Here is a 13,418-nt window from a genome sequence, read left to right as displayed (position 1 = left end):
GAAGAAGATAAATTTCGCGGTTCAGGAAACATAAGGCGGTAACGTGGGGAAAGTCATGGCGGACAAGTGGCAGTTATGGGTAGTAGCGGCGTGCTTAACGGCAGCCACCGGCAGTGCCTGGGCGGATTCACTGGATGAACAGCGTACCCGTTATCTGCAAATCAAACAGGCCTGGGACAGCAGGCAGATGGACACCGTCGACCAGCTGATGCCGACGCTGCGCGATTATCCTCTTTATCCGTACCTGGAGTACCGCCAGCTGGCACAGAACCTTGATCAGGAAACCGGGCTGGCGGTGAGTGAGTTTATTAAACGCTATCCCACGCTGCCGCCGGTACGTTCGCTCTCCTCGCGCTTTGTGAATGAGCTGGCACGGCGTCAGGACTGGCGCGGCCTGCTGGTCTTCAGCCCGGAAGCGCCGAAGCCAGTGGCTGCACGCTGTAACTGGTATTACGCCAAATGGGCTACCGGCCAGCAGCAGGTGGCGTGGGACGGGGCGAAATCCATCTGGCTGACCGGCAGTTCACTGCCGGCGACCTGCGACAAGCTGTTCAGCGCCTGGCAGGCAGCCGGGCAGCAGAATCCTATTACCACCCTGGAGCGCATTCGCCTGGCAATGAAAGCGGGCAACGGCAATCTGGTGAATTTCCTGGCTAAGCAGCTGCCTGAGGATTATCAGACCATTGCCAATGCGGTGATGGATTTGCAAAACAATCCAGGCACCGTGGAAAACTTTGCGCGTAACGTCGGAGCCACGGACTTTACCCGCCAGGCCACGGCGATCGCCTTTGCCAGCCTGGCACGAACCGATGCTGAAGGCGCACGTCAGATGATCCCGTCGCTGGTGCAGCTGCAGAAGCTGGATGAGCAGCAGACGCAGGAGCTGAAGGAAAGCGTGGCCTGGCGTCTGATGGGCAACGACATCACCAGCGATCAGGCACGCTGGCGCGACGATGTGGTGATGCGCAGCGATTCCACCTCACTGATTGAACGCCGGGTACGTATGTCGCTCGGTAACAATGACCGCCGGGGGATGAACACCTGGATCGCCCGCCTGCCGGTTGAAGCGAAAGCGAAAGACGAATGGCAATACTGGCAGGCCGACCTGTTGATGGAGCAGGGGCGCAGGGAGGAAGCGGAAGGGATCCTGCGTAAGCTGATGCAGGAGCGCGGTTTCTATCCGATGGTGGCCGCGCAGAAGCTCGGCGTGGATTATCCGCTGCAGGTCGATAAAGCCCCGGCGGTGGACACCACTCTCACCAGCGGGCCGGAAATTGCCCGCGTGCGCGAGCTGATGTACTGGGGTATGGATAACCTGGCGCGCAGCGAGTGGAGCTATCTGGTGTCCAGCCGCACCACGTCGCAGCAGCAGATGCTGGCCAGCTACGCCCGTCAGCAAAACTGGTGGGATCTCAGCGTCCAGGCGACGATTACCGGCAAACTGTGGAACAGCCTGCAGGAGCGTTTCCCGCTGGCCTGGCAGCCGCAGTTTGAACGTAATATCAGCGGCAAGAGCATCCCGATGAGCTATGCGATGGCGATTGCCCGCCAGGAGAGCGCATGGAACCCGAAAGCCCGTTCCCCGGTCGGCGCATCCGGCCTGATGCAGGTGATGCCGGCGACTGCTCAGCATACCGTGACCAAATTTGGTATTCCGGGCTACAGCAACAGCAGCCAGCTACTGGATGCGGAAACCAATATTCAGATCGGCACACAGTACCTGGAGTCGGTATATCAGCAGTTTGGTGAGAACCGTATCTTCGCTTCTGCCGCCTATAACGCCGGTCCGTCACGCGTTCGCACATGGCAGGGAAACAGCGCCGGGAAACTGGATGCCGTGGCCTTTGTCGAGACGATTCCGTTCTCGGAAACGCGTGGTTACGTGAAGAACGTGCTGGCCTATGATGCCTACTATCGGCACTTCCTGAGTCAGTCCGACAAGCTATTTTCTGACAGTGAGTGGAAGCAGCGCTACTGATTGAAAGAACGCTGCCAGCGCCGCTGTGGCTTCAAGTATCAAGGCGATGATGATATGCTACTGTACTAGTTAAATAGTATGGCGGCATATCATGACTGATCACATCTCTGTTCCCATCACGGCTGACCCGGCAAGCGAAGACTGGCTGCGCTTTGTTACGCTGTTACAGCGTGCCTATCAGAGTGAGCTGCATCTTCCGCTGTTACAGCTGATGCTGACCCCGGATGAGCGCGAAGCGCTGGGCACCCGACTGCGGATTATTGAAGAGCTGATGCGTGGTGAAATGAGCCAGCGTGAGCTGAAAAATGAGCTGGGGGCCGGGATTGCGACCATTACGCGCGGATCGAACAGCCTGAAAAGCGCGCCTCCAGCCCTCAAGGCGTGGCTGGAGACTCAACTTCTGAAGGGGTCAGACAAGGTCTGAAGTGTCGTCTTCGTCGTCTTTGCGCTGATAAATTTCGTTATGGAACGGGCACAGTGCCAGAATCAGCGCCTGATGGTAAACGCTGGTGCGTGTCAGGTGGCCGGCAGTAAACGCCCCGATTGCGCCGCCTTTATGCTTGATATTATCAATACCCGTCAGGCGAGCCATCTCGTCTCCGAGTTCACGTCCGGCGTGAATGCCTTTCATCACAATGGCTGGCAGGGTAAAGCTGGCAGAGCGTGACTCTCCGCGCAGTTTGTGGTTTTCTACCACCATCCAGGCGAAGGCCGTATTGTCTTCAATACCGGCTTCGATAGCGACCCAGAAATCAGCTTCGGGTCTGACCTGGCGGGCATTCATCACGCGCTGACGTGCGCCAGTTCGCGTTTCTGTGTTTGTGATCGGTTGTGCAGCGACGCCGCTGTCGACCCCGACACCCTCTATATGGCAGGATCCTTCCCCGAAGATATCGCTGAACGCTTGAGAAATTGCCTTAATTTTGGCTGGATTGGTGGTAGCAGCGACAACATGGTACATAATTGTTTGAACCTTCTACGCAAATTTGTCGCAGTATAACGGAAAATCGCATGTTACAGGTCTATCTTGTTCGCCACGGAGAAACGCTTTGGAATGCAGCACGCCGCATTCAGGGGCAGTCAGACAGCGCGCTGACTGATAAAGGAGAGCAGCAGGCTCATCAGGTAGGGCAACGCGTCAAACAGCTTGGCATCACCCACGTGATTGCCAGTGATTTGGGGCGTACCCGCCGCACGGCGGAGATTATTGCCGATGCCTGTGGTGTTGAGGTTGTCCTCGACCCGCGTCTGCGTGAGCTGAATATGGGGGTGCTGGAAGAGCGCCTGCTGGATTCACTGAGCGCAGAGGAAGAAGGCTGGCGTAAAACGCTGGTCGACGGAACGGAGAACGGGCGTATCCCACAGGGCGAGTCGATGAGCGAAATGGCGCAGCGTATGCACCAGGCGCTGAATGCCTGCCTTGAACTGCCGAAAGGGTGCCGTCCGCTGATCGTCAGCCACGGCATGGCGCTGGGGGTGCTGCTGAGCACTATCCTTGGTCTGCCCGCCAATGCGGAACGCCGTCTGCGTCTGCGTAACTGCTCGATATCGCGCGTCGATCACCAGCAAAGCGCCTGGCTGGCTTCGGGATGGGTAGTTGAAACCGCTGGGGACGTTGCTCACCTTGAGGAGACCGCGCTCGACGAGCTGCAACGTTAATCATAAAAAAAGGCCGATATTATCGGCCCTTTCTTTGTTATCGGGTAGCCCGTTTACGACGAGTGTCGGATAGGGATCAGATATTCACAGTGTATGTCAGTAGGTGGCTCAGGACGCATCTTACCGCCGTGGGTATAGAAGCGCTCAATATCCTGACCGTGACGACGCGTGAGATTCAGGTTAGGCATGCAGGTACCATAAATTTGCAGGATGAACTCCTGAAACCCGGTACGTGGCCCTTCATAAGTAAACTGTACGTAATCCCCGCCTTCCAGCAGTACGGTCTGAGCCGAGCTCAGGTGATGAGACATCTGGTCAGACGGTACGGCAGTGGTGTAAAGGATCTCCTGTTCATCATCTTTTTCAGTGCTTGGACGCGACTGATGGAGGCCATACAGCACGGGGGGAACGGTGTCCGTTTCCGTCAGAAACTGGCGCCAGAAATGCGTGCGCATTTCATTACGGAAGCGGGAAATCTGTTCCAGTGTGCAGGTGTAAGTCTGAGTTTGCCCTGTCAGCACGATTTCCGGCAGACTGACCCATGTAGGTTCCGGTAATCTGACGTCATTGAGGCGGATAGGTGGGCGCAGCCCATAGGCATTCCAGTCCGAGGACCGGCGATACCAGGCTGGCGTCTGTGCAAACTGTTTTTTAAAAGCCCTGGTGAAGGTTTGCTGTGAGTCGAAGCGATACTGTAAAGCAATATCCAGAATCGGGCGACTTGTCAGCCGTAAAGCTACGGCAGCCTTTGACAAACGACGAGCACGAATATAAGCGCCAATCGCATGACCAGTGACGTCCTTGAACATTCTTTGCAAATGCCATTTTGAATAACCTGCCTTTGCCGCGACATTATCCAGTGATAACGGTTGGTCAAGGTGGCTCTCCAGCCAGACAAGCAAATCTCGAATGATACCGGCTTGGTCCATAAATCGTCCTCATGTTACTCAGAATTGGTGCAAGATAAGCAAAGTCGACGAATAGTAGCATTAATTGCAAAAGCCAGGTTTCAGCTTTAACTGTAAAAATGTGCCTAAAATGGCTAATTAGCGACAAATAGCGTTATAAATTACAAGGTCACTGCGGTTGCTGTGTACCTTACAATGTCATCTATTTTCTTTGAAATGGTAACGTCATGACAATAAAAAAAGTGTTAATAGTCACTTCAGTATTACTGTGCTCCGGGGTTTTACACGCGGAGCAGGTGGGATCGGTGGATACCGTATTTAAGGTATTTGGTCCCGATCATAAAATCGTTGTCGAGGCATTCGACGATCCTGATGTAAAAAACGTGACCTGTTATCTCAGCCGGGCAAAAACCGGTGGAATTAAAGGTGGGCTGGGGCTGGCTGAGGATACCTCTGATGCCGCGATTTCCTGTCAGCAGGTAGGTCCGGTTGAACTGAGCGATAAAATTGCTCAGGGGAAAGCAGAGGGCGAAGTGGTGTTCAGGAAAAGGACATCGCTGGTATTCAAAAAGCTTCAGGTGGTGCGCTTCTATGATAAAAAGCGTAATGCTTTAATTTATCTAAGCTATTCGGATAAGGTCGTGGACGGGTCGCCAAAAAATGCCCTGAGTGCGGTGCCGATTATGCCGTGGGGCCATCAGTAGCAGAATGCGTGGGTCGACCGGAAAAAGGTCGACCCCTGCAAGCATTAATCCTGCAGATCGCCACAGAAGCGGTAACCTTCGCCGTGAATGGTGGCGATAATTTCCGGGGTGTCCGGTGTGGATTCAAAATGCTTACGGATGCGGCGGATGGTCACATCAACAGTACGGTCGTGCGGTTTTAATTCGCGTCCGGTCATTTTCTTCAGCAGGTCTGCACGGGTCTGGATCTTGCCCGGATTTTCGCAGAAGTGCAGCATGGCACGGAATTCACTGCGAGGCAGTTTGTACTGCTCGCCCTGCGGGCTGACCAGTGAACGACTATTGATGTCCAGCTCCCAGCCGTTAAAACGGTAGGATTCCACCAGCTTACGCTCTTCGCTAACGGCAGCCAGATTCATGGTGCGTGACAGCAGGTTACGGGCGCGAATGGTGAGTTCACGCGGGTTAAATGGCTTGGTGATATAGTCATCAGCGCCGATTTCCAGGCCGAGGATCTTATCGACTTCGTTATCACGGCCCGTCAGGAACATCAGGGCAACGTTAGCCTGCTCGCGCAGTTCACGTGCCAGCAGCAGGCCATTTTTGCCCGGCAGGTTGATGTCCATAATCACCAGATTGACGTCATTCTCGGTCAAAATCTGGTGCATTTCTGCGCCGTCCGTAGCTTCATAAACCATGTAGCCTTCGGCTTCAAAAATACTTTTGAGCGTATTACGAGTGACTAATTCGTCTTCAACGATAAGTATGTGCGGGGTCTGCATGTGTTTGCTACCTAAAATTGCTAACAAAATCGAAAACAGGACATACGGCCATTGGCGCTGACTACACCTGGTGTTCAGAGTCAGAAGCAAAACAACAGCCGTACAGAATTATGTTCTTGATACACGTTCCATGTACCGTCAACAACGTGGCTAACCCTATATACATGAAGATTCAGCGCTGCTGAAACGCCAGTTTTATTGGGTTTTGCGCAGCCATCAGGCTGTATCCTGCATGCCCCGGTAGTGCCAAAACGGCGTATATCCTAACTGTATTAACAGCAACATAACAGCACAGGCAACATCCATTACGCAATAAAACAACGCTTAGTTGACTTATATCAAACCAAGTGTAGCACGTTAACACTTTTGTGAAAAACTCTTCCCGGAATGCCAGGTTAGCTCACAAATACGTGTAGAATTTCACTATTCCACGAAGTGAGTTAACAGTAAGTTTGAGTGTGTTTTAATAAATGTTAAATATTTGATAAAATAGAGATTATTATTTGAGAGTCTGTTTTTTGCTGATTTATCCATAAAAAATAAGGTTATCATCTTATTACGATGATTTACATCGCCGCTGACGCACGGGCGGGGTGCGGTAAAGCCGGAGCCGTTGCCCAGGGCCACGTTAGTGGTAGTGGTATTTCTCTTTTTCATTACATGTAGGTGGTTATGCGGTTTCCTTTGATCCTTGTTTCTCCCGCTCGCGCGGAAAATGTCGGTGCAGCGGCCCGTGCCATGAAAACCATGGGGTTTAGCGAGTTACGTATCGTTAACAGCCTGGTACATCGCGATCCGGCCGCACAGCGCGTGGCCCACGGTGCCGGTGAGATACTGGAAAATGCCAGTCACTGGACATCGTTTGAAGACGCGCTGGCGGATATTGATTTCAGCATTGCCACCACGGCGCGTTCACGGGCTAAATTCCGCTACTACGCCACGCCTCAGCAGGTGCAGGGCGTACTGGAAGAGAAACAGCAGTGGATTGGCAGCGCAGCTCTGGTATTCGGCCGTGAAGACAGCGGCTTAACCAATGAGGAACTGGCACAGGTTGATCTGCTGACCGGGATCCCTATGGCAGGGGACTATCCGTCGCTTAACCTCGGCCAGGCGGTGATGGTTTACTGCTATCAGCTCTCGGCGCTGCGTCAGGTGAGTGCCCTGGCTGAGGCAGCGGCGGAAGCCGATCAGCTGGCGGCATTGCGTCTGCGTGTGGACAAGCTGCTGCTGCGTCTTGACGTCGCCGGGGATGAAAAAATGGCTGACTGGCTTCGGCAGCGCATGGGCCTGTTGCAGCAGCGAGATACCGCCATGCTGCATCGGTTGCTGCATGACATTGAAAAAAACCTCCAGAGGTAAACACTGCTCAATCGATAAAAAGCAGTGTGATTTACTGCCATTTTTTTCCTGTGTAACAGAACAGCTGGGCGGAGACGCGGAAAAGGGGCCGGCGGCATCGCGCCAGTGGCAGGTGCCCTTTGATAAAAAAATTGACATGATCGGCTGTTTGCTTTAATTCTGAAAGCCGACAGATTTTACAGACAGATAAAAGATAAATCTCAATGCGCAAAAACAGCCTGATTACCACAATCATTATTACCACCACCATTACCACAGGTAACGGTGCGGGCTGACGCATACAGGAAAAATAAAAAATAAGCCCGCACCTAACCAGTGCGGGCTTTTTTTTCGGCAAAAATTCAGGAGATCTTGAACATGCGAGTGCTGAAATTCGGTGGAACCTCAGTAGCCAATGCGGAACGCTTTCTGCGTGTGGCTGACATTCTGGAAAGTAATGCAAAGCAGGGACAGGTTGCTACCGTATTGTCCGCGCCAGCGAAGATTACCAACCATCTGGTGGCGATGATTGAAAAAACCATCAGCGGTCAGGATGCTACGCCAAACATCAGCGATGCGGAGCGTATCTTTGCTGAACTGCTTCAGGGGCTGGCTGAGGCACAGCCGGGCTTTGCTTTCGACCAGCTGAAAACGGTAGTTGATCGGGAGTTCGCGCAGCTAAAGCAGGTCTTACACGGTATCGCCCTGTTGGGGCAGTGCCCGGACAGCGTCAACGCCGCGATAATCTGTCGTGGTGAAAAGCTCTCAATCGCCATTATGGAAGCGCTGTTGCAGGCGCGCGGCCACGGCGTCAGCGTGATCAATCCTGTGGAACAGCTGCTGGCCGTCGGCCATTATCTTGAATCCACCGTGGATATTGCCGAGTCCACCCGCCGCATTGCTGCCAGCCAGATCCCGGCGAGCAATATGGTGCTGATGGCGGGCTTTACCGCCGGTAATGAACGCGGTGAGCTGGTCGTGCTGGGGCGTAACGGCTCTGACTATTCAGCGGCGGTGCTCGCCGCCTGTCTGCGCGCCGACTGTTGTGAAATCTGGACCGACGTGGACGGGGTCTATACCTGCGATCCGCGCCAGGTGCCGGATGCGCGTCTGCTGAAATCGATGTCCTATCAGGAGGCGATGGAGCTCTCCTACTTCGGGGCAAAAGTTCTGCATCCGCGCACTATCGCCCCTATTGCACAGTTCCAGATCCCTTGCCTGATTAAAAATACCGCCAACCCGCAGGCTCCCGGCACGCTGATCGGCGGCGACGGCAGCGACGAAGATAATCCGGTAAAAGGCATCACCAACCTGAATAATATGGCGATGTTTAACGTCTCTGGTCCGGGGATGAAAGGCATGGTCGGTATGGCGGCGCGTGTCTTTGCGGCGATGTCGCGCAGCGGTATTTCCGTGGTGCTGATCACCCAGTCCTCTTCGGAATACAGTATCAGCTTCTGCGTATCGCAGAGCGACCTGGCGCGGGCGCGCCGCGTGCTGGAAGATGAATTCTATCTGGAGCTGAAAGATGGCCTGCTGGAGCCGCTGGACGTGATGGAGCACCTGGCGGTGATCTCCGTCGTCGGTGACGGTATGCGCACCCTGCGCGGGATTTCAGCCAAGTTCTTCTCGGCGCTGGCCCGTGCCAATATCAACATCGTGGCCATTGCTCAGGGCTCTTCTGAGCGCTCTATCTCCGTTGTGGTCAGCAATGATGAAGCGACCACCGGTGTGCGCGTGGTGCATCAGATGCTGTTTGCCACAGACCAGGTGATTGAAGTGTTTGTTATCGGCGTCGGTGGTGTGGGGGCGGCCCTGATCGAGCAGCTGCATCGCCAGCAGACCTGGCTGAAGAACAAACATATCGATCTGCGCGTCTGTGGCATCGCCAATTCGCGGGCGCTGCTGACCAATGTCCACGGTATCCCGCTGGAGAACTGGCAGGATCAGCTAAAAGCGGCAAAAGAGCCGTTTGACCTGGGGCGTCTCAATCGCCTGGTGAAAGAGTATCATCTGCTGAATCCGGTGATTGTCGACTGTACTTCCAGCCAGCAGGTCGCCGATCAGTATGCCGATTTCCTTACTGACGGTTTCCACGTGGTGACGCCGAACAAAAAGGCCAACACGTCGTCAATCAACTACTACCAGCAGATGCGCGCAGCCGCAGCGAAATCACGCCGTAAGTTCCTTTATGATACTAACGTCGGGGCGGGCCTGCCGGTGATTGAGAACCTGCAAAATCTGCTGAATGCCGGGGATGAGATGATCAGCTTCTCCGGTATTCTCTCCGGGTCGCTGTCGTTTATTTTTGGCAAACTGGACGAGGGTGTGTCGCTGTCTGAAGCGACGAAAATGGCGCGCGAGATGGGCTTTACCGAGCCGGACCCGCGTGAAGACCTGTCAGGGCTGGACGTCGCGCGTAAGCTGCTGATCCTCGCCCGTGAGGCCGGCTATCAGCTGGAGCTGAGCGATATTGAGATTGAAGCCGTTCTGCCGCCAGAGTTGACCGCAATTGCCGATGTTGAAACGTTTATGGCGCGTCTGCCGGAGCTGGATGAAGCCTTTGCTCAGCGGGTTGCCAGCGCACGCGAAGCGGATAAAGTATTACGCTTTGTCGGTGCCATCGAAGAGGGCGGTATCTGCAAAGTGAAAATCGATGCCGTCGATGGCAACGATCCGTTATATAAAGTGAAAAATGGTGAAAATGCGCTGGCGTTCTACAGCCGTTATTATCAGCCAATCCCACTGGTGCTGCGCGGTTACGGTGCCGGTAATGATGTGACCGCGGCGGGCGTATTTGCCGATCTGTTACGTACTCTGTCGTGGAAGTTGGGAGTTTAATCATGGTTAAAATTCATGCCCCTGCCTCAATTGGCAACGTCAGCGTTGGTTTTGACGTGCTTGGGGCGGCGGTGTCGCCGGTGGATGGCACCCTGCTGGGGGACTGCGTAACCGTGGAAGCGGCCGACACGTTCAGCCTGCATAACGAAGGCAGTTTTGTCAGCAAACTGCCCGCTGACCCGAAAGAGAATATTGTTTATCAGTGCTGGGACCGCTTCTGTGAAGCGATTGGCCAGCGCGTGCCGGTGAAGATGACGCTGGAAAAAAATATGCCGATCGGTTCCGGGCTGGGATCCAGCGCCTGCTCGGTGGTCGCTGGCCTGATGGCAATGAACGAACACTGTGGCAAGCCGTTGAATGATACGGAGCTGCTGGCGCTGATGGGGGAACTGGAAGGGCGCATCTCCGGCAGCGTCCATTTTGATAATGTGGCGCCCTGTTTCCTCGGCGGCATGCAGCTGATGCTGGAAGAGAACGGCATTATCAGCCAGCAGGTGCCAGGCTTTGATGACTGGCTGTGGGTAATGGCTTATCCGGGTATTAAGGTGTCTACCGCCGAAGCCCGTGCGATCCTGCCTGCGCAGTACCGCAAAGAGGATATTATTCGCCACGGTCGCTATCTGGGTGGCTTTATCCATGCCTGCCACACGCAGCAGCCGCTGCTGGCGGCAAAGCTGATGCAGGATGTGATTGCGGAACCTTACCGCACCAAATTGTTACCGGGCTTCAGCGAAGCCCGCCAGGCCGCTGCCGATATCGGTGCGCTGGCCTGTGGTATCTCAGGCTCCGGCCCGACGCTGTTTGCCGTCTGTAATCAGCTGGATACCGCACAACGTATGGCAGACTGGCTCCGCCAGCACTATCTGCAAAATGATGAAGGCTTCGTCCATATTTGCCGTTTAGATACGGCAGGCGCACGTAAACTGGGATAACGCATGAAACTGTATAATCTTAAGGATCACAACGAGCAGGTTAGCTTCGCCCAGGCGGTGAAGCAGGGGCTGGGTAAACAGCAGGGCCTGTTCTTTCCACTGGAGTTACCTGAATTCGAACTGACCGACATCGATGCGATGCTGGAGATGGATTTCGTGACCCGCAGCAGCAAAATCCTGTCGGCCTTTATTGGTGATGAGATTGACGCGCATCAGCTGAGCGAGCGGCTGAAAACGGCGTTCACCTTCCCCGCACCCGTCGTTAACGTCACTGACGATATCGCTGCGCTGGAGCTGTTCCACGGCCCGACGCTGGCATTTAAAGACTTCGGCGGCCGTTTTATGGCGCAGATGCTGGCTTACGTCAGCGATGCTGATGAGAAGATCACTATCCTGACCGCGACCTCCGGGGATACCGGTGCCGCCGTGGCCCACGCCTTCTACGGTATGGAAAACGTGCGCGTGGTGATCCTCTACCCACAGGGCAAAATCAGCCCGCTGCAGGAGAAGTTGTTCTGCACCCTGGGCGGGAATATTCAGACGATTGCCATCGATGGCGATTTCGATGTCTGTCAGTCGCTGGTAAAACAGGCGTTTGACGATGAAGAGCTGAAGAAGGCCATCGGCCTGAACTCGGCGAACTCTATCAACATCAGCCGCCTGCTGGCGCAGATCTGCTATTACTTCGAAGCCGTGGCGCAGCTGCCGCAGGAAAAACGTAATCAGCTGGTGATCTCAGTGCCAAGCGGTAACTTTGGCGATCTGACGGCTGGCCTGCTGGCGAAATCGCTCGGTCTGCCGGTGAAGCGCTTTATCGCCGCAACCAACGCTAACGATACCGTGCCGCGCTTCCTGGTGAATGGCGAGTGGTCACCGAAGGTCACGGTTGCAACGCTGTCGAATGCGATGGATGTGTCACAGCCGAACAACTGGCCGCGCGTGGAAGAGCTGTTCCGCCGTAAAACCTGGCGTCTGCAGGATCTTGGCTACGGCGCTGTGGATGATGAAACCACCAAAGCCACCATGCGCGAACTGGCTGATATCGGCTATCTGTCTGAACCTCACGCGGCTATTGCTTACCGCTTGCTGCGCGATCAGCTGCAGGAAGGAGAGTTTGGCCTGTTCCTGGGCACGGCACACCCGGCGAAGTTTAAAGAGAGCGTGGAAGAGATTCTCGACCGCAAGCTGCCGTTACCGGAAGCCCTGGCTGAACGTGCAGACCTGCCGCTGCTGTCGCATACCATGAAGGCTGAGTTTGCTGACCTGCGTGAGTTTTTACTGAAGAAATAAACTATTACGTCGGGGCTGACCCTCTTTTGCGGTCAGCCCGCCGCGTCAGCGTATCGACACGGGACGACCAAAAAAAGGGTCGCCCCCTGCGCTTAAACTGCTTCGCTGCGTTTAAACACCAGCTCATTCCCCGCACTCGCATCTGCATCAAAGGCATAGCCGTCCACGTCGAACTTTTTAAGCTGCTCTGGCTTGCTCAGGCGGTGCTCAATGATATAGCGGCTCATCAGCCCGCGCGCTTTTTTTGCATAGAAGCTGATGACCTTAAACTTGCCGTTTTTCTCATCTAAAAAGACCGGCTTAATCACCCTGCCGTTGAGCAGTTTCGGTTTCACCGCTTTAAAATATTCGTCCGAGGCGAGATTAATCAGAACGTCATCGCCCTGTTCCGCCAGCGCGGCATTCAGCGCGTGGGTCAGTTTATCCCCCCAGAAGCTGTAGAGATCTTTGCCTGCCGGGTTTGCCAGCCTGATGCCCATCTCCAGGCGATACGCCTGCATCAGGTCCAGCGGGCGCAGCAGCCCGTAAAGGCCGGACAGCATCCGCAGATGCTGCTGGGCAAAATCGAACTCTTTATCGCTGAAGGTTTCTGCCTGCAGGCCAGTGTAGACATCCCCTTTAAAGGCGAGGATCGCCTGACGGGCGTTATCCGGGGTGAAGTCGGGCTGCCAGTCGTTGAAGCGTTCGGCGTTCAGTACGGCCAGTTTGTCGCTGATATGCATCAGGGACGCGATATCCGCCGGTGAGAGCGTGCGCGCCACGTCAATCAGCTGCTGTGACTCTTTCAGCAGGGCGGGCTGGGTATAACGTTGGGTCGCCAGCGGGCTTTCAAAGTCCAGGGTCTTGGCCGGGGAAATTACCATTAACATGAACGCGTCCTTCTTGCAGTGTCCGGGAAAATTATCAGCGCCTACTGTAGCAAAAAAGTGAGGGGGAGTGACGAATCGCTGCCATTGGTGACCGAAGATGACCGCGGTGATTGCCGGGTAAATGCGGTATTTCTGCGG

13 protein-coding genes and 1 other annotated feature are annotated in these 13,418 nt (G+C 54.8%); of the genes, 9 read left to right on the top strand and 4 right to left on the bottom strand.

Annotated features, from left to right (window positions below; all coding sequences use genetic code 11):
• Positions 1 to 55 precede the first annotated feature (55 nt).
• Both sltY and trpR read left to right on the top strand, forming a co-directional pair.
• Positions 56 to 1,978: a murein transglycosylase gene (sltY, locus tag ABEH87_RS10950; RefSeq protein ID WP_346576411.1), complete on the top strand. Its 1,923-nt coding sequence runs from the start codon at positions 56 to 58 to the stop codon at positions 1,976 to 1,978.
• A 91-nt stretch (positions 1,979 to 2,069) separates the two neighbouring features.
• Complete coding sequence (gene trpR, locus ABEH87_RS10945; RefSeq protein WP_346576410.1) at positions 2,070 to 2,402, top strand: trp operon repressor; 333 nt, start codon at positions 2,070 to 2,072, stop codon at positions 2,400 to 2,402.
• Here trpR and yjjX read toward each other — a convergent pair.
• Positions 2,388 to 2,939, bottom strand: a complete 552-nt coding sequence (gene yjjX / locus ABEH87_RS10940; protein WP_346576409.1) for an inosine/xanthosine triphosphatase — start codon at positions 2,937 to 2,939, stop codon at positions 2,388 to 2,390. The genes trpR and yjjX overlap by 15 nt on opposite strands.
• Before the next feature lie 50 nt (positions 2,940 to 2,989).
• On the opposite strand from yjjX, the gene gpmB reads away from it, so the two are divergent.
• Complete coding sequence (gene gpmB / locus ABEH87_RS10935) at positions 2,990 to 3,637, top strand: 2,3-diphosphoglycerate-dependent phosphoglycerate mutase GpmB (protein WP_346576408.1); 648 nt, start codon at positions 2,990 to 2,992, stop codon at positions 3,635 to 3,637.
• Positions 3,638 to 3,690: 53 nt separating this feature from the next.
• Here the strand turns inward: gpmB and robA are convergent, their stop codons facing one another.
• On the bottom strand, positions 3,691 to 4,566 hold the full coding sequence (gene robA, locus ABEH87_RS10930) for an MDR efflux pump AcrAB transcriptional activator RobA (protein WP_346576407.1): 876 nt from the start codon (positions 4,564 to 4,566) through the stop codon (positions 3,691 to 3,693).
• Between the two features lie 206 nt (positions 4,567 to 4,772).
• Between robA and creA the strand changes: the two genes are divergently transcribed.
• Positions 4,773 to 5,249 carry a protein CreA gene (gene creA, locus ABEH87_RS10925; protein WP_346576406.1) on the top strand — a complete coding sequence of 159 codons (477 nt, stop codon included), beginning with the start codon at positions 4,773 to 4,775 and terminating at the stop codon, positions 5,247 to 5,249.
• 44 nt (positions 5,250 to 5,293) lie between these two features.
• Here creA and arcA read toward each other — a convergent pair whose 3' ends face one another.
• Positions 5,294 to 6,010, bottom strand: a complete 717-nt coding sequence (arcA, locus tag ABEH87_RS10920; RefSeq protein ID WP_133842373.1) for a two-component system response regulator ArcA — start codon at positions 6,008 to 6,010, stop codon at positions 5,294 to 5,296.
• Positions 6,011 to 6,682: 672 nt separating this feature from the next.
• On the opposite strand from arcA, the gene ABEH87_RS10915 reads away from it, so the two are divergent.
• The 5 genes from ABEH87_RS10915 (at position 6,683) to thrC (ending at position 12,411) form a co-directional block, all read left to right on the top strand.
• A complete protein-coding gene (locus ABEH87_RS10915; RefSeq protein WP_346576405.1) occupies positions 6,683 to 7,369 on the top strand; it encodes a tRNA/rRNA methyltransferase in 687 nt (228 codons plus the stop codon).
• A 203-nt stretch (positions 7,370 to 7,572) separates the two neighbouring features.
• On the top strand, positions 7,573 to 7,644 hold the full coding sequence (gene thrL / locus ABEH87_RS10910; RefSeq protein WP_105594825.1) for a thr operon leader peptide: 72 nt from the start codon (positions 7,573 to 7,575) through the stop codon (positions 7,642 to 7,644).
• Positions 7,580 to 7,701 (top strand) — a sequence feature (Thr leader region). It overlaps the preceding gene by 65 nt.
• A gap of 25 nt (positions 7,702 to 7,726) precedes the next feature.
• Positions 7,727 to 10,189 (top strand): bifunctional aspartate kinase/homoserine dehydrogenase I, encoded by a 2,463-nt coding sequence (thrA, locus tag ABEH87_RS10905; protein ID WP_346576404.1) that lies wholly within the window; start codon positions 7,727 to 7,729, stop codon positions 10,187 to 10,189.
• A gap of 2 nt (positions 10,190 to 10,191) precedes the next feature.
• Positions 10,192 to 11,121, top strand: a complete 930-nt coding sequence (thrB, locus tag ABEH87_RS10900; RefSeq protein WP_346576403.1) for a homoserine kinase — start codon at positions 10,192 to 10,194, stop codon at positions 11,119 to 11,121.
• Between the two features lie 3 nt (positions 11,122 to 11,124).
• Positions 11,125 to 12,411 (top strand): threonine synthase, encoded by a 1,287-nt coding sequence (gene thrC, locus ABEH87_RS10895; RefSeq protein ID WP_346576402.1) that lies wholly within the window; start codon positions 11,125 to 11,127, stop codon positions 12,409 to 12,411.
• 92 nt (positions 12,412 to 12,503) lie between these two features.
• Here the strand turns inward: thrC and yaaA are convergent, their stop codons facing one another.
• On the bottom strand, positions 12,504 to 13,280 hold the full coding sequence (gene yaaA, locus ABEH87_RS10890) for a peroxide stress protein YaaA (protein WP_346576401.1): 777 nt from the start codon (positions 13,278 to 13,280) through the stop codon (positions 12,504 to 12,506).
• Positions 13,281 to 13,418 lie beyond the last annotated feature (138 nt).

The organism is Erwinia sp. Eh17-17, assembly GCF_039675725.1.
Taxonomy (GTDB): Bacteria; Pseudomonadota; Gammaproteobacteria; order Enterobacterales; family Enterobacteriaceae; genus Erwinia.
Note: the sequence above shows the minus strand (reverse complement) of the source record. Positions and strands in the feature narration are given on the sequence as shown.

Excerpts from the sequence above, each read along its gene's own strand:
- sltY (WP_346576411.1), top strand. The coding sequence starts at position 56 with ATGGCGGACAAGTGGCAGTTATGGGTAGTAGCGGCGTGCTTAACGGCA.
- trpR (WP_346576410.1), top strand. The coding sequence starts at position 2,070 with ATGACTGATCACATCTCTGTTCCCATCACGGCTGACCCGGCAAGCGAA.
- yjjX (WP_346576409.1), bottom strand. The coding sequence starts at position 2,939 with ATGTACCATGTTGTCGCTGCTACCACCAATCCAGCCAAAATTAAGGCA.
- gpmB (WP_346576408.1), top strand. The coding sequence starts at position 2,990 with ATGTTACAGGTCTATCTTGTTCGCCACGGAGAAACGCTTTGGAATGCA.
- robA (WP_346576407.1), bottom strand. The coding sequence starts at position 4,566 with ATGGACCAAGCCGGTATCATTCGAGATTTGCTTGTCTGGCTGGAGAGC.
- creA (WP_346576406.1), top strand. The coding sequence starts at position 4,773 with ATGACAATAAAAAAAGTGTTAATAGTCACTTCAGTATTACTGTGCTCC.
- arcA (WP_133842373.1), bottom strand. The coding sequence starts at position 6,010 with ATGCAGACCCCGCACATACTTATCGTTGAAGACGAATTAGTCACTCGT.
- ABEH87_RS10915 (WP_346576405.1), top strand. The coding sequence starts at position 6,683 with ATGCGGTTTCCTTTGATCCTTGTTTCTCCCGCTCGCGCGGAAAATGTC.
- thrA (WP_346576404.1), top strand. The coding sequence starts at position 7,727 with ATGCGAGTGCTGAAATTCGGTGGAACCTCAGTAGCCAATGCGGAACGC.
- thrB (WP_346576403.1), top strand. The coding sequence starts at position 10,192 with ATGGTTAAAATTCATGCCCCTGCCTCAATTGGCAACGTCAGCGTTGGT.
- thrC (WP_346576402.1), top strand. The coding sequence starts at position 11,125 with ATGAAACTGTATAATCTTAAGGATCACAACGAGCAGGTTAGCTTCGCC.
- yaaA (WP_346576401.1), bottom strand. The coding sequence starts at position 13,280 with ATGTTAATGGTAATTTCCCCGGCCAAGACCCTGGACTTTGAAAGCCCG.